Source organism: Denitromonas ohlonensis (genome assembly GCF_007625205.1).
Taxonomy (GTDB): Bacteria; Pseudomonadota; Gammaproteobacteria; order Burkholderiales; family Rhodocyclaceae; genus Nitrogeniibacter; species Nitrogeniibacter ohlonensis.
On sequence record NZ_VMNI01000018.1, the window covers coordinates 1 to 15,041 of the forward strand.

Below are 15,041 nucleotides of genomic sequence, written 5' to 3' on the forward strand. Positions count from 1 at the left end.
CAAAACCGCCCCGTTCGGGGCGGATCATCGAGAGATATTTGCAGGGGAAGAGTCGAGCTAAATTGCCCGAGGGCCGGGCTCGTCCAACAAACGGTTCAGATCGTGGCTCGCTTCGCGATCACGATCTAACCTTAGTCGTTGTGGTCGAGCTCATACATGAGCGCCAGTAGTTGCCCTAACCGGCCGGCGGGAAAACCTTGTCGCGCGAACCACGCAAGGTAGTGCCCCGGAAGGTCCGCAATGACGCGCCCTTTGTATTTGCCGAAGGGCATCTCATGAATCAGCAACAATTCCAGGAGTTCTGGGTTCATAGTGAGTCAAGGCGTGTTCTACAAAATGCGCTCAGACCAAAGACCTTCGTTGGTGCCGCTGCGCCCGGTCTGTTCAAACGAGCAGGGAGGACAACGCAATCGGTGCCACCCAAACGCCGAAAAGCAAAAAGCAAAAAGCCCAGTCCGAAGACTGGGCTAAGTGCCTGTTTCTATTGGTCGGGGCGGCGGGATTCGAACTCGCGACCCCTTGCACCCCATGCAAGTGCGCTACCAGGCTGCGCTACGCCCCGACACAGGAGCGGAATTATAGCACTGGAATTCAAAACTACAATTCCGCAATGCCGATATTTTTATCAAACTAGCGTTTCAAGTCATCCAGCAAGGCGATCAGGGTCTCACGCGCTTGCGAAATGGACTCACGCAACTCAACGGCTTGCTCCGCGTCTTCCTGTGCGTGGATCGCCGATGCATTCAGCTGATTCCGCGCACCCGAAATCGTGAAACCATCCTGGTAAAGCAACTCCCTGATCTTGCGGATCAGTCGCACTTCATGGTGCTGGTAGTAGCGTCGATTACCTCGGCGCTTTACCGGTTTGAGCTGGGTAAATTCCTGCTCCCAATAGCGCAACACATGCGGTTTGACCGCACACAGATCGCTGACTTCGCCAATCGTGAAATAACGCTTGGCGGGAATCGGCGGCAGTACGACATCGGCTTCCGGATTAGGACTTTCCTGCATAGCTCAGCTTTTCCACAGAAGATTTCAGCTTCTGGCTGGCGTGAAAGGTCACTACACGGCGGGCAGTAATGGGAATCTCTTCCCCTGTTTTCGGGTTCCGACCCGGACGCTGGGGTTTGTCGCGCAACTGGAAGTTGCCGAAACCGGACAGCTTGACGCAGTCCCCCCGCTCCAATGCCGTGCGAATTTCTTCGAAGAACCCTTCCACCATGTCTTTCGATTCGCGCTTGTTCAAACCAACCTGCTCAAACAACAGGTCAGCTAATTCGGCCTTCGTTAACGTCATGCTCGCGTCCCTTATCCACGCAGGGCGGCGTTGAATTGTGCTTGAGCGCACTGAACCAGCGCACTGACCGCAGCGTCCACCTCGGCATCTTCAAGGGTTCGTTGAGTATCTTGCATCAACACCCTGAAAGCAAGGCTCTTTTTGTCAGGATCAACCCCCTTGCCTTGATAGACATCGAACAACTGGATATCCCGAACAATCGCCGGCGCAGCTTGCTTGAGCGCGGCCATCAGCGCCATCGCCTGCACCGTACTGGCGACCACCAATGCCATGTCCCGCACGACAGCGGGCAGACGGGAGATCGCGGTGTACACCGGCAAGCTTGCTTGCAGCAGCGCATCGACGTCGACTTCGCATACGACCGGGGCATTCCCCAGTTCGTATTTTTGCGCCCACTTCGGGTGAATTTCACCGATGTAGCCGACCGGCTTGCCCGCAGCCAGTACTTTGGCACTTCGCCCCGGGTGCAGCGCGGGGTGCTCGGCGGCTTCGAAGCTGAGTGTTTGCGGAGCAAACAAAGCCTCGAGATCGCCTTTCAGATCGTAAAAATCTGCATTGCGATGCGCCACGCCCCACTGCTCAGGCGCCGTGCCGGCTGCGGCCAGCAATCCGAGTCGCACAGGCTGATCGTAGCCTGCCACCGGTGTGCCGGCATCGTCGACGCGGAAGCAGCGACCGGTTTCAAACACGCGCACACGAGGATTCTGGCGCTTGCGGTTGGTCAGCAACACGCCGAGCAGTCCGGGAATCAGGCTGCTGCGCATCACGTTCATCTGGCTGGCAATCGGATTGGCCAGGCGAATCGGCTGAGCATTACCGCAAAAATCGCGCTCCCACGCCTCTTCAATGAAGGAGTAGGTCACCACTTCCTGATAATCGCGGTCGGCGACCATGCGCTTCACTTGCCACAGGTCACGACGGGATTCTGGCCGATCCAGCATGGCGAGATGGCCTTGCGGTGCGGGCGCGGGAATGTTGTCGTAGCCGTGCAGGCGCGCCAACTCTTCAACCAGATCGACTTCGATCTCGATGTCGAAGCGATAGGATGGCGGTGTCACGCGAAAGTTCTCACCCTCACGTACGACATCAAGGTGCACGCGTGACAGCAGGCTGGCCATGTCGTCGTCGGACAGATCAATGCCCAGTACCTTGCGAGCCCGCGCGGGGCGCAAGGTCACCGGCGGGCGCACTGGCAGATGCGCAAGGCTTTCAGCTTGTACCACCGGCCCGACCTCACCGCCGCAGATCTCGAGGATCAATGCAGTGGCACGCTCGATCGCTACAGGCGACAGCGCAAAATCGACCCCGCGTTCAAAGCGGTGAGAGGCATCGGAACCAAACCCGTATTCGCGCGCACGACCAGCGACAGCATCAGGCGTGAAGTAGGCGGCTTCAAGGAATACGTTACGCGTATCGAGCGAGATACCGCTCTCCTCTCCGCCCATGATGCCCGCCATGCCAAGCACGCGCGCATCGTCAGCAATCACCAGCGTGCCAGCGGCCAGTTCGATCACTTGTTCGTTGAGCAGCAGCAGCTTCTCGCCTGGCTGCGCCATACGAGCATGGATCGCACCTTCGAGACGGTCGTTATCATAAGCGTGCAGCGGCTGGCCCAGTTCGAGCATCACGTAGTTGGTGATGTCGACCAGCGCGCTGATTGCCCGGATGCCACTGCGCTCGAGGCGGCGCACCATCCACTCCGGCGTGCTCGCGCGTGCATCCACGCCTTGAAGGATTCGGCCACAAAAGCGCGGGCAGGATTCTGGCGCATCCAACGCGATGACGCGACGATCATCGATTGTCGGCTCGACAGGCACCGACGGTGGCATCGTCAGCGGCAGATCGGTCAGCGCCGCCACTTCGCGGGCCACACCCGCGAGGCTGAGGCAATCCGCCCGGTTCGGTGTCAGCTTGATCACATACACCGTGTCATCGAGCCCAAGCAGCTGACGCACATCGGCGCCGACCGGGGCGTCGTCAGGCAGCGCATACAGACCGCCGTGTTCTTCGGAAATACCGAGTTCACGAGCCGAGCACAGCATGCCGTGCGAGGCGACGCCGCGCAGTTTGGCCTGCTTGATTTCGAAGCCGGGCAAGCTTGCGCCCACCACAGCACACGGCACTTTCATGCCGGCTTCGGCGTTGGGCGCGCCGCACACGATTTGCAGCGGCGCATCCTGGCCGGCATCGACTTGGCACACCTTAAGACGATCCGCGTCCGGGTGCTTTTCGGTCGACAGAATCTCGCCCACCACGACAGAGGTAAACACCCCGCCGACGGCGTTCATTTCTTCCACTTCCAGACCCGCCATGGTCATCAGCTGACCCAGCGCTTCACTGTCAATCTTCGGATCGACGAAATGGCGCAACCATTGTTCTGAAAATTGCATGTTCGCTTACCTGAATTGGCCGAGGAAACGCAGATCGCCCTCGAAGAAGAGGCGCAGATCGTTGATGCCGTAACGGAGCATGGTCAGCCGGTCCGGCCCCATGCCGAAGGCAAAGCCCGTGTAACGCTCGGGGTCGATGCCGCCATGACGCAACACGTTCGGATGGACCATGCCGCAACCGGCAATTTCGAGCCAGCGCCCTTTCATCTCGCCGTGCATGAACGCCACATCGATCTCGGCACTCGGCTCGGTGAAGGGGAAGAAGGACGGCCGGAAGCGCACCTGAAGGTCGTCAGTCTCGAAGAACTTGCGCAGGAAGTCTGCGATCACGCCTTTGAGGTCGGCAAAACTGATGTCCTCACCCACCCACAAGCCCTCAACCTGATGGAACATCGGTGAGTGCGTGGCGTCGGAGTCAACCCGATACACCCGGCCGGGAATGATTACCCGGATTTCCGGCATGTGTTCGCGATCGCCATACTGCGCCACATGCTCACGCATGGTTCGCACCTGAACCGGACTGGTGTGGGTGCGCAACAGCACATCGTCCGCCCCTTCAAGATAGAAGGTGTCATGCATCGAACGGGCCGGGTGATTTTCCGGCGTGTTCAGGGCGGTGAAGTTCAGGAAATCGGTCTCGATTTCCGGGCCATCGGCCACTTCAAAGCCAATGGATCGAAACAAGGCCTCAATGCGCTCAAGCGTCCGGCTCACCGGATGCAGACCGCCCTTGCCCATCCCGCGGCCCGGCAAGGTCACATCCAGCGCCTCGGCCGACAGTTGAATAGCTAGGGCGGCATCGCGGATTGCTTCGCGACGGGCTTCAAGCGCCGTCTCGATCTGGTCTTTGGCGGCATTGATGCGCGCGCCCGCCGCCCGGCGTTCGTCCGGGCCCAACTGCCCCAGCGTTTTCATTTGCTGAGTGATGGCGCCGCCCTTGCCGAGATACCGCGACTTGGCGACATCCAGCTGAGTGGCGTCGGCAGCGTTCTCAAAATCGGCGCGCGCTTGCGTTACGAGAGTGTCGAGCTCATTCATGAACAATGGCCGTAATTCAATTCAGAAAAAAAAAGGAGGCCAGGCCTCCTTTCTTTGAGCTGCATCCGCTTATGCAGCGAGCTTTGCCTTGGCCTGGTCAACAAGGGCGGAAAACGCCGGCTTGTCGAACACTGCCAGATCGGCCAGCACTTTGCGGTCAACTTCAATCGCGGCTTTCTTCAGGCCGTTCATGAAGACGCTGTAGGTCAGACCCAGCTCGCGAGCCGCCGCGTTGATACGGGCAATCCACAGAGCGCGGAACTGACGCTTGCGCTGACGACGGTCACGATACTGATATTGACCGGCTTTCATCACCGCCTGTTTGGCGACGCGATAGACGTTCTTGCGGCGACCGCGATAGCCCTTGGCTTGAGCCAGGACTTTTTTGTGGCGGGCGCGGGCTGTTACACCACGTTTAACTCGGGACATCTTTTTCTCCTATCAGGCGTAAGGCAACATGGCGCGAACCATCTTGACGTCAGACTCATGAACCTCCAGAACACCGCGCAGGTGACGCTTCACCTTGGTGGTCTTCTTGGTCAGAATGTGACGCTTGAACGCCTGGGCACGCTTGATGCCACCGCCGGCGCGCAGCTTAAACCGCTTTTTTGCGCCGCTCTTCGTTTTCATCTTGGGCATGATTGCTCCTGTTATGTCATGGCACCAGGTAACGCCAGTGGCGTATTTTTTTACCCGGCTCCACTTGTCATGGAAGTGACTGGCACTTCCCCTACTTTTTGCGCAGTGCGCAAAAATCTTTAAACCGTCTTCTTGCTCGGCGCGATGATCATCACCATCTGGCGCCCTTCCATCTTTGGCATCTGCTCGACGTTTGCCAGCTCGATCAGGTCGGCCTTGATACGCTCGAGTTGGCGCATGCCGTACTCTTGGTGAGCCATCTCACGACCGCGAAAACGCAGGGTCACTTTGACCTTGTCGCCATTTTCCAGGAAGCGTTTCAGATTACGCAGCTTGATCTGGTAGTCATTCTCGTCCGTTCGCGGACGCAGTTTGACTTCCTTCACCTGAACCTGCTTTTGCTTGAGCTTAGCCTCATGCGCCTTCTTGGCGCTCTGATACTTAAACTTGCCGACATCCATGATGCGGCAGACCGGCGGTTCAGCCAGCGGAGCGATCTCAACCAGATCCAGCCCCACCTCATCGGCCATCGCCAGTGCTGCACGAATGGACACGACGCCTGCCTGTTCCCCGTCGGCGTCGATCAGACGCACTTCCGGCGCGGTAATTTCTGAATTAACGCGCTGCTTCTTTTCCTGAGCGATGGTTCAACTCTCCAAATTCGAACAAAATCAGTCCATGCCGGCGCGCGTGGAAATTTCCCGCTGCCAACGCTCGATCAACGAATCGAGGGACATTTGACCGAGGTCTTGACCACCTCGGGCGCGCACGGCAACCAGACCTGCCTCTTTCTCCTTGTCACCAACGACAAGCTGATAGGGCAAGCGGCGTACGCTATGTTCGCGGATTTTATATGTAATTTTCTCGTTCCGCAAATCTGAAACCACCCGGAAGCCAGCCTTTTGGAGCCGGCTGGTCACGGATTTCACATAGTCGGCCTGCGGATCGGAAATATTCATCACAACCGCTTGAACCGGCGCGAGCCAGAACGGGAAATGGCCGGCGTGGTTTTCGATCAAAATACCGATAAAACGCTCCATCGATCCCAGAATGGCGCGATGCAGCATGACCGGGCGGGCGCGACTGTTTCCTTCCGTCACATACTCGGCGTCCAGACGCTCAGGCAGCACGAAATCGAGCTGCATGGTGCCGCACTGCCAGGAGCGGCCGAGCGCGTCCTTGATGTGGTATTCGATCTTCGGACCATAGAAAGCGCCCTCGCCTTCGAGCTCTTCCCATCTCACGCCGGACGACGCCAGCGCTTCGCGCAGGCCATCTTCCGCCTTATCCCAGACCGCGTCAGATCCAGCACGTTTTTCAGGGCGCAGCGACAGCTTGACGTCGACTTCCGTAAAACCGAAGTCGCGATACACACGCATCAGCAGTTCGTTGAACTCACGCACCTCGGAGACCACCTGGTCTTCGGTGCAGAAAATGTGGGCATCGTCCTGCACAAAACCACGCACACGCATCAGGCCATGCAACGCGCCCGAGGGTTCATTGCGATGGCAAGAGCCAAACTCCGCCAGACGCAGCGGCAGGTCGCGATAGGAATGCAGGCCGTGATTGAAAATCTCGACATGGCCCGGGCAGTTCATCGGCTTGACGGCGTAGTCCCGCTTCTCGGACTCCGTGGTGAACATGTTCTCACGGTAGTTTTCCCAGTGCCCGGAACGCTCCCACAGCGAGCGATCCATCATCAGCGGCGTCTTGACCTCTTGATACCCCGCGTCATTCAGTACGCCGCGCATGTATTGCTCGACCTGCTGCCAGAGCGTCCAGCCCAGCGGGTGCCAAAACACCATGCCCGGCGCTTCGTCCTGCAAATGAAAGAGATCGAGCTGCTTGCCGATTTTGCGGTGATCGCGCTTTTCGGCCTCTTCGAGCATGTGCAGGTAATTGGCTTGGTCGTCCTTGCTGGCCCAGGCCGTGCCATAGATCCGCTGCAGCATCTCGTTTTTCGAATCGCCACGCCAATAGGCGCCGGCGAGTTTCATGAGCTTGAAGACTTTCAGCTTGCCGGTGGACGGCACGTGCGGGCCACGACACAGATCGACAAAATCGCCTTCGCGATACAAGGACACCGCCTGATCTTGCGGTATCGACGCGATGATCTCGGCTTTGTAGTTTTCGCCAATGGACTTGAAGAAGGCCACGGCCTCGTCGCGCTGCCACACTTCGCGCACAACTGGCAAATCTTTCTTGGCGAGCTCGCGCATGCGCGCCTCAATCTTGGTCAGATCTTCGGGCGTGAAGGGGCGCGCGTAGGAGAAGTCGTAGTAGAAGCCATTCTCGATCACCGGGCCGATGGTGACCTGCGCTTCCGGGTACAGCTCCTTGACGGCATAGGCCAGCAAGTGAGCGGTCGAGTGGCGAATGACTTCCAGACCATCGGGATCTTTTGCGGTGATGATGCTCAGCGCTGCGTCGGCGTCCATGCAATGGGACACATCAACAACAACACCATCGACCTTGCCAGCCAGCGCGGCGCGCGCCAGGCCCTCGCCGATCGACGCGGCAACTTCAAGGACGGTCACCGGCTGCTCGTAACTTCGAACGGAACCGTCGGGGAGCGTGATCTTCGGCATGACTCAATCCTTTGGGGCAAAAAAAAAGTGCGGTCTGAGCCGCACTTTTTTCGTTCGCAACGCAAACGTCGTGAAACTCGACCTGTTCAGTTATTGCAACCGGTGCAAGTTCGGAAAGCCACGACGATGCGCTCCTTAGATGTTTGGTAGGCGCGATTGGACTCGAACCAACGACCCCCACCATGTCAAGGTGGTGCTCTAACCAGCTGAGCTACGCGCCTAAGGAGGCCGAATTATAGCCGAACCCAAACACCTGTCAAATACTTTTAGCGCTTAATTCGGGTGTAGATAAACAAAATCAAAACCGCACCAATCAGCGCGCCCAAAAAACCGGCGCCTTGGCCAGCGCGATAGATGCCGAGCACCTGGCCACCAAAGCTTGCGACCATGGAACCGGCAATCCCCAGCAGCGCGGTCATTACCAAGCCCAGATTCTCCTTGCCGGGGTGGATGAACTTCGCCACCACGCCGACCAGCAGGCCGATCAGAATCGTCCAGAGGATACCCATACTATTCACGACTCCCGTTTCACGCGCATGACTCAGGCCACTGCGCCAGGAAAGCTTCCCAGTGCGGTGCGCCGATCGCCTTGAGCGTTTTGCGTACCACGGCCAATTCGGCCTCGTATTCTTCTGCCAGCATCACGCCGCGCATGCGCTGAAAACGCAGGTAAACCAGGTAGGTGTTGACCACGTCGGTTTCGCAGTAGTCACGGATCTCAGCAATCCGCCCGTCCTGATACGCCCCCCAAACCGCGGAGCCATCCATGCCAAGCTTGCCTGGGAAGCCCATCAGCTTGGCCAGCACGTCCAGCGGTGCGTTGGCCCGGGGCTGATACAAAGCCAGCAAATCCATCAAGTCCAGATGCCGGCTGTGATAACGACTGATGTAGTTGTTCCACTTGAAATCCCGAGCGTCCCGGGAATCGCCCTCACCCATTTCCCAGTAGCGCGGCGCGCTGACGCCGTGCAGCAGACCTCGGTAGTGAAGCACCGGAAGATCAAATCCGCCACCATTCCATGAAACAATTTGTGGCGTGAAGCGTTCAATGCCGTCGAAGAAGCGCTGGATGATGCCCGCCTCGTCCGAGTCTGGCTCGGACAGCGAGAAGACTTTGAACTGCGCGGCGTCACGAAAAACACAGGAAATGGTGACGATGCGCTGCAGGTAGTGCGGCAGGAAATCGTTGCCGGTCGCTGCGCGGCGGCGCTGCATGGCGAGCTCGGCCACTTCATCGTCAGCGAGATCATCAGGCAGGTCGTGCAGACGACGCAGCCCGGCCACATCGGGAATCGTCTCGATGTCAAAGATGAGAACGGCGCTCACTTGCGAGCCCAGCCTCGCGAGCCTTCGACCCACCAACCGCCTGGCGCCTTGTCGATCCAGCGCTGGGCGAAGGTGTTGCGGATATCGCCCGCCCATTCGGGGTGCCCATTGGCCGTAGCGATTTCGCGGTAAAGCGCAGTGCGGTCATTGTTCTCCGCCGCCACCAGCGCATTGAGCTTGCCGCGCTGCGCCAGCGGCACGGCATTGGCGTCATGAACGGCGAGTGATCCGTCCGACTTGAGACCGACCGCACCAGACGCATACAGCGGCGCGAGTTGCGCATGCCGCTGCGACATGGACGACTTGATGGCCGAAATCGCGGGCGTATCGACCTCGAGATTGCCTTGTGCCGTTGCCAAGCTCGCGGACAGCAGACTGACAACAAACAGTGTCTTCCAAATGGTTTTCATCGGCTGGGCGCTCCTTCCTTGGTGGCGGCATCCGGCTTGAGTTGCCAGACTTCGTCGATGATCCGGTCGGCGGCCTTCTCTGCCGCAGCTGCCGGGAAATAGATATTGATTGTCACGCAGCCTGCCATGGCGAGGCTGAGCGCAAGCATCGCGGCCCATGTCGATACCGGTTTCATGTCTGTCCTCACTTGATGATCGGCGCCGCATCGCTGGCGATAGCCGCCTTGACGCGCGCGATCAGCTCATCCCAATTCACGCGCCGATTGTAGCCGATGACGTTGAGGGCCGGGATGCCGCCGCCACGCACGATGGTGAACGGAGAAGCATCCGCACCCGGCCCCTCAAGACCTTCCATTTGGCATACCCCGCTGGCGAGTCGGCAACCCACGCCAATCTCGCCGTAGCCGAAATCGCTGAAGAACTGCAAAAAACTGCGCTGAATGGCCGCGCTCGCGCTCGGCCCACCCAGCGCCGTGATGTGCTCGACCGCCCGCTGACTGATCCGCCGGCGATAGTCACCCGGCGTGCTTCGCACCGCGGCGTCGAAGCGCACAGGCTTCCAGGCCGCCATCTGCAAGTCATTCAAAGCCAGATCAATGAATCCAGAAACCGCACCAAAGGAGAATGTCTCGGTCAGTTGCGCCATATCCAGATGCTCAGCCACCACATCGGCGCGCAGACGGGGCACCAGACCGAAAGGCTCGATCACTTCCAGCCCGGTGGCCTGCACATAGCCATCAAACAAGGCAATAACCAAGGCGCCGTCGAGCGCAGCACGGCGCGGTGTCACGATCAGCCCGGGGATCGACGCCGACAAGGTGCCGACCATCTCCGGCAAGTCCAGCGCCTCGGTCAGGGCCCGCATCGACACCGGCTCCATAAAGAATCCGCCCGCCCCCTGCCACCCGTCCTCCGTTTTCGCCACCGTCAGGCGGTCGACAATGACCGCGCCATCGAGCACAGGCAATCGCGCTGGATCGACCTTGATCCGGCCCTGCTCAACCGACATGTCCAGCAAGAACGGCGCGAAGTCGAGCTTTTGCCAGTGCAGGCCGTCGACCTGAAGATGCCCCTGGGCTGGGGTATCGCGATGCCAGGGGAGATGGCCCGACAGCGGCCCGACCCGAAAGCGCTGCCCCAAATACGCAAAGCCCACCTGGTCGAGCCCCACTTCCACCCCATGCAGTTCACCGCCCACCCACTGCACATCCAGATCAACCCAGCCCGCCACCTGCCAGCGCTCCGTTTGGGCCGGCGCCACCACGGGCAACACGAACTGCGGCACCGCCACCGCCAGATCAGCGCGCCTGACCGACACCGCCGCATCGATGATTTGCCGGTCCGCCATATCGAAACGGCCTTTTGCCGTGATGTCGCCGACACCCGGCGCTTCCAGGCGCGATGAAAAAAGCGTGACCTCCTGACCCGAGACCTGCCCTTCGGCAAGCAGTGAAACGCCTGACGGCACAAACACCGGATCCCAGAACACGCCGCCGGCAGTCCACGCCGCGCGCATCTCCCAGCGCCACGCATCCCCCTGCCGAACGGCACTCAAGCGCACATCCCCCGCCAGCGCCTCGGCGGCATGGCTGCCCGAGGCATCGGAAAACCCCGCGTTTTCAAGCCTCGCTGACACCGTCGCGCGACGGCCGTCAACACTGGCACGGCCGCTCAGTGCACCGACCGGATGCCACTGAACCGCCGCCGGCCAGACCCGAGCCAGGAGCGAGACCGGCATATGCGAAAACTGGAGATCGAGTGCACCATGAGCCGCCAGCGTGGCCGTCAAGCGCGCGTCGTTCGCGAACTGTGCCGTCAAACGACCGGCGCGGGATTGAGTCGAGAAATCGAGGTTCAGCCGGGCATCGGCCAGTTCTGGCACGCCGCCAACGCGTGCATCGGCGCACTGAATGCGCCCTTCGTCGAGCCGCAAGCGACGGCAATCGAGTTGAACGGCACGCCACTGACGGCCGGCCGCGGTGAGCTGATCGAGCCGAATCCGACCGGCCGTGCCGTCCAGCACCAAGCTCACGCCTCGCGCCGAAAAGCTCGGGTGATCAATCTGGTGAATATCGAGCTGCAGACCCGCCCAGGCCGCCCCGCTCAAAAGGAACAACGCCAGGCCGGCCCGCCTGCCTGGCGGACGCCGCCCGCGCTGGCGCTCAGGCCGGGAACACACCCGTCGACAGATAACGGTCACCGCGGTCACAGACAATGCTGACGATCACCGCATTGCTCACCTGCGCAGCAACGCGCAGGGCGACATGCATCGCGCCACCGGATGAGATGCCGGCAAAAATGCCTTCTTCGCGCGCCAGCCGGCGGGTCATCTCCTCGGCGTCCGCCTGGGTGACAGGCTCGATACGATCAACGCGGGAGGCGTCATAAATAGTCGGCAGATACGCCTCGGGCCATTTGCGAATACCCGGAATTTGCGCCCCCTCGGCCGGCTCACAACCAATGATTTCAATCTTGGCGTTTTGCTGCTTGAGGTAGCGCGAGGTGCCCATGATGGTGCCCGTCGTCCCCATGGAACTCACGAAATGCGTGATCCGCCCGTCAGTCTGGCGCCATAGCTCGGGGCCAGTGCCCTCGAAGTGCGCCTCGGGATTATCCGGGTTGCCGAACTGGTCGAGGATCACGCCCTCGCCATCGTCCCGCATCCGGGTCGCCATGTCGCGCGCCACTTCCATGCCGCCGCTTTTGGGGGTGAGGATCAATTCGGCGCCGAAGGCCCGCATCGTCTGGCGGCGCTCGACGCTCTGATTCTCGGGCATGACCAGAATCATCCGGTAACCGCGAATCGCCGCGGCCATGGCCAGCGCGATGCCCGTATTGCCGCTGGTCGCTTCGATCAGCGTATCGCCGGGATGAATGCGACCGGCCGCCTCGGCACGCAGAATCATCGACATCGCGGGGCGGTCCTTGACCGATCCCGCGGGGTTGTTGCCCTCGAGTTTGGCGAGAATCACATTGCCGTCACCCGCATTGATTCGCTTGAGGCGCACCAGGGGTGTCTCGCCAACATAGTCTTCAAGGGTCTTGAATTGCATCCGTTCTTCCAATGGTTAGGTCGCGTCAAGACGCGCTGGCGCGCAGCTCATCCAGCGAGACGACCGCCGTTCCGAGTTTGCCGACAACAACGCCGGCGGCAAGATTGGCCCAATGCATGGCATCGGGAGCAGACAAGCCGCAGGCCAGCATCACGGCAAAGGTCGCGATCACGGTATCGCCCGCACCCGACACATCAAAGACCTCGCGCGCGCGCGTCGGTTCATGACTGACGCCATTTTCATCAAACAGCGTCATGCCTTCTTCGGACCGGGTCAGCAACACCGCCCCGATCGACAGCTCTTTTCGCAAGGCGTCGACGCGTGCGGCCAGATCAGCCTCGGAGCGCCAACGGCCAACGATTCCCTGAAGCTCACCCCGGTTCGGCGTCAGAACCGTCGCGCCGGCATAGCGCGTGAAGTCATCGCCCTTGGGGTCGACCAGCACCGGCTTGCCGGCCGCTTTGGCGGCCTGAATCATCGCCTCGACATGGTCCAATGCGCCTTTGTCGTAATCGGAAATCAGCACCAGATCATGGGCGGACAGCAGTTGTTTGAAAGTGTCCAGCTTGGCGGCTAGCACCTCGGCCTGCGGTCTTTGCTCAAAGTCGATGCGCAACAACTGCTGGCTTCGGCCGATGACCCGCAGCTTGAGCGTGGTCTGGACGCTGGCGTCACGAAACAGATGGGCGCTCACCGCCGATTCGGCCAGCAAGCGATTGAGGCTGTCGCCCGCCTCGTCCTGCCCGACCACCGACAACAAGGACACCTGCGTGCCCAGCGCCGAGGCGTTGCGCGCCACGTTGGCCGCACCGCCGGGGCGGTCTTCGGCGCGCGTCATGCGCACCACCGGCACCGGCGCCTCGGGCGAAATCCGGCTGACGTCGCCGAACCAGTAGCGGTCGAGCATGACATCGCCGACAACGAGGATTCGCGCCGCCGATGTCTCCGGCAGCACGTCGCGACCGCTCATCTCAGCCGCGCCCGATACCGAAGTATTCAATGCCTTCGGCGCGGATCAACGCGGGATCGTACATATTCCGGCCGTCAAACATGACGGGCTGCTTGAGGCGCGACTTGATGGCCTCAAAGTCGGGACTGCGGAATTCTTTCCACTCGGTGACGATGACCAGCGCGTCGGCATTGTCGAGCGTGCTCTTGGGGCGACCGGCGTAGCTCAGGCGGGGCTCATCGCCAAAAATGCGTTCGGCTTCCTGCATGGCAACCGGATCATAGGCCGCCACGGTCGCGCCGCGCTTGAACAACTCCTGAATGATCACGCGGCTGGGCGCATCGCGCATGTCGTCGGTGTTCGGCTTGAAGGCCAGGCCCCACAGCGCGAAATGCCGACCGGTCAGATCCTCGCCGAAGCGACGCACGATCTTGTCGACCAGCACATGCTTCTGAATTTCGTTGGCCGCCTCGACCGCGCCAAGCAGCTTGAGGTCATGGCCGTGTTCACTGCCGGTGCGGATCAGCGCCTTCACGTCTTTCGGAAAGCACGAGCCGCCGTAGCCACAACCGGCGTACAGAAAATGCCAGCCAATACGCGGATCCGAACCGATGCCCTGACGCACCAATTCGATGTCGGCCCCGAGCGTTTCAGCCAGATTGGCCAGCTCGTTCATGAAGCTGATCCGCGTGGCCAGCATGGCATTCGCGGCATATTTGGTGAGTTCGGCGCTGCGCACATCCATAAAGACCAGGCGGTCGTGGTTGCGCTGGAAGGGCGCGTACAACTGACGCATCAGCTCGATGGCCTGCGGGTCTTCAGCGCCCACCACGATGCGGTCGGGACGCATGAAGTCTTCGATGGCGGCCCCTTCTTTCAGGAACTCTGGGTTCGACACCACACTGAATTCCGTCGTGCTGCCACGCTTGGCCAGCTCTTCGGCCACGGCAGCGCGCACCTTGTCGGCGGTGCCGACCGGCACCGTGGATTTATCCACGATCACCCGGTAGCCATCCATGTGCTTGCCGATATTACGTGCGGCGGCGATCACATATTTGAGATCGGCCGAGCCGTCTTCATCGGGCGGCGTCCCGACGGCGATGAACTGCGTCACGCCCCATTTCGCCGCATTTTCGACATCGGTCGTAAATGACAGGCGACCGGCTTCAACGTTGCGGCGAACGATTTCGTGCAGCCCCGGCTCGTGAATGGGGATGCCGCCCTCTTCAAGAATCTTGATCTTGGCCGGATCGACATCCAGACACAGCACATCATTGCCTACGTCGGCCAAACAGGCGCCCGACACCAGGCCCACATAGCCCGTACCGATAACGGTCACTTTCATTTCTCT

Annotated in this window: 17 protein-coding genes and 2 tRNA genes; all 19 read right to left on the bottom strand. The window is 60.4% G+C overall.

All coding sequences use genetic code 11. From position 1 onward, the window contains the following. Window positions 1-131 precede the first annotated feature (131 nt). The 19 genes from FHP89_RS16990 to FHP89_RS17080 all read right to left on the bottom strand — a co-directional run bounded on the left by FHP89_RS16990 (window position 132) and on the right by FHP89_RS17080 (window position 15,035). Window positions 132-311: a DUF3820 family protein gene (locus FHP89_RS16990; protein ID WP_144180050.1), complete on the bottom strand. Its 180-nt coding sequence runs from the start codon at window positions 309-311 to the stop codon at window positions 132-134. Between the two features lie 174 nt (window positions 312-485). Continuing rightward, window positions 486-562, bottom strand: a tRNA-Pro gene (locus FHP89_RS16995). Between the two features lie 68 nt (window positions 563-630). Continuing rightward, window positions 631-1,011 carry a MerR family transcriptional regulator gene (locus tag FHP89_RS17000; RefSeq protein WP_144180047.1) on the bottom strand — a complete coding sequence of 127 codons (381 nt, stop codon included), beginning with the start codon at window positions 1,009-1,011 and terminating at the stop codon, window positions 631-633. Further along, window positions 995-1,297, bottom strand: a complete 303-nt coding sequence (locus FHP89_RS17005; protein WP_144180045.1) for an integration host factor subunit alpha — start codon at window positions 1,295-1,297, stop codon at window positions 995-997. The genes FHP89_RS17000 and FHP89_RS17005 overlap by 17 nt, the downstream gene beginning before the upstream one ends. Before the next feature lie 11 nt (window positions 1,298-1,308). Beyond that, window positions 1,309-3,687: a phenylalanine--tRNA ligase subunit beta gene (gene pheT, locus FHP89_RS17010; protein WP_144180042.1), complete on the bottom strand. Its 2,379-nt coding sequence runs from the start codon at window positions 3,685-3,687 to the stop codon at window positions 1,309-1,311. A 6-nt stretch (window positions 3,688-3,693) separates the two neighbouring features. Further along, window positions 3,694-4,725 (bottom strand): phenylalanine--tRNA ligase subunit alpha, encoded by a 1,032-nt coding sequence (locus FHP89_RS17015; protein WP_144180039.1) that lies wholly within the window; start codon window positions 4,723-4,725, stop codon window positions 3,694-3,696. Between the two features lie 69 nt (window positions 4,726-4,794). Beyond that, entirely contained in the window at window positions 4,795-5,154 is a 360-nt protein-coding gene (gene rplT, locus FHP89_RS17020) for a 50S ribosomal protein L20 (RefSeq protein ID WP_144180037.1), read from the bottom strand. A 12-nt stretch (window positions 5,155-5,166) separates the two neighbouring features. Beyond that, window positions 5,167-5,364, bottom strand: coding sequence for a 50S ribosomal protein L35 (gene rpmI / locus FHP89_RS17025; protein WP_144180034.1), 198 nt, complete (start codon window positions 5,362-5,364; stop codon window positions 5,167-5,169). 119 nt (window positions 5,365-5,483) lie between these two features. Further along, window positions 5,484-6,008: a translation initiation factor IF-3 gene (gene infC / locus FHP89_RS17030; RefSeq protein WP_144180031.1), complete on the bottom strand. Its 525-nt coding sequence runs from the start codon at window positions 6,006-6,008 to the stop codon at window positions 5,484-5,486. Between the two features lie 27 nt (window positions 6,009-6,035). Next, window positions 6,036-7,952, bottom strand: a complete 1,917-nt coding sequence (gene thrS / locus FHP89_RS17035; protein WP_144180028.1) for a threonine--tRNA ligase — start codon at window positions 7,950-7,952, stop codon at window positions 6,036-6,038. A gap of 144 nt (window positions 7,953-8,096) precedes the next feature. Then, window positions 8,097-8,173, bottom strand: a tRNA-Val gene (locus tag FHP89_RS17040). A gap of 45 nt (window positions 8,174-8,218) precedes the next feature. Continuing rightward, on the bottom strand, window positions 8,219-8,461 hold the full coding sequence (locus tag FHP89_RS17045; RefSeq protein ID WP_144180025.1) for a GlsB/YeaQ/YmgE family stress response membrane protein: 243 nt from the start codon (window positions 8,459-8,461) through the stop codon (window positions 8,219-8,221). Window positions 8,462-8,480: 19 nt separating this feature from the next. Then, window positions 8,481-9,278: a 3'-5' exonuclease gene (locus FHP89_RS17050; RefSeq protein ID WP_144180022.1), complete on the bottom strand. Its 798-nt coding sequence runs from the start codon at window positions 9,276-9,278 to the stop codon at window positions 8,481-8,483. Beyond that, entirely contained in the window at window positions 9,275-9,688 is a 414-nt protein-coding gene (locus FHP89_RS17055; protein ID WP_144180019.1) for a YdbL family protein, read from the bottom strand. The genes FHP89_RS17050 and FHP89_RS17055 overlap by 4 nt, the downstream gene beginning before the upstream one ends. Then, window positions 9,685-9,864 (bottom strand): hypothetical protein, encoded by a 180-nt coding sequence (locus FHP89_RS17060; protein WP_144180016.1) that lies wholly within the window; start codon window positions 9,862-9,864, stop codon window positions 9,685-9,687. Before FHP89_RS17060 ends, FHP89_RS17055 begins: the two co-directional genes overlap by 4 nt. 8 nt (window positions 9,865-9,872) lie before the next feature. After that, a complete protein-coding gene (locus tag FHP89_RS17065) occupies window positions 9,873-11,720 on the bottom strand; it encodes a hypothetical protein (protein ID WP_144180013.1) in 1,848 nt (615 codons plus the stop codon). A 130-nt stretch (window positions 11,721-11,850) separates the two neighbouring features. Next, window positions 11,851-12,741 carry a cysteine synthase CysM gene (gene cysM / locus FHP89_RS17070; RefSeq protein WP_144180010.1) on the bottom strand — a complete coding sequence of 297 codons (891 nt, stop codon included), beginning with the start codon at window positions 12,739-12,741 and terminating at the stop codon, window positions 11,851-11,853. A 25-nt stretch (window positions 12,742-12,766) separates the two neighbouring features. Further along, window positions 12,767-13,711, bottom strand: coding sequence for a D-glycero-beta-D-manno-heptose-7-phosphate kinase (gene rfaE1 / locus FHP89_RS17075; RefSeq protein WP_144180007.1), 945 nt, complete (start codon window positions 13,709-13,711; stop codon window positions 12,767-12,769). A gap of 1 nt (window position 13,712) precedes the next feature. Further along, a complete protein-coding gene (locus FHP89_RS17080) occupies window positions 13,713-15,035 on the bottom strand; it encodes a UDP-glucose dehydrogenase family protein (RefSeq protein WP_144180004.1) in 1,323 nt (440 codons plus the stop codon). Window positions 15,036-15,041 lie beyond the last annotated feature (6 nt).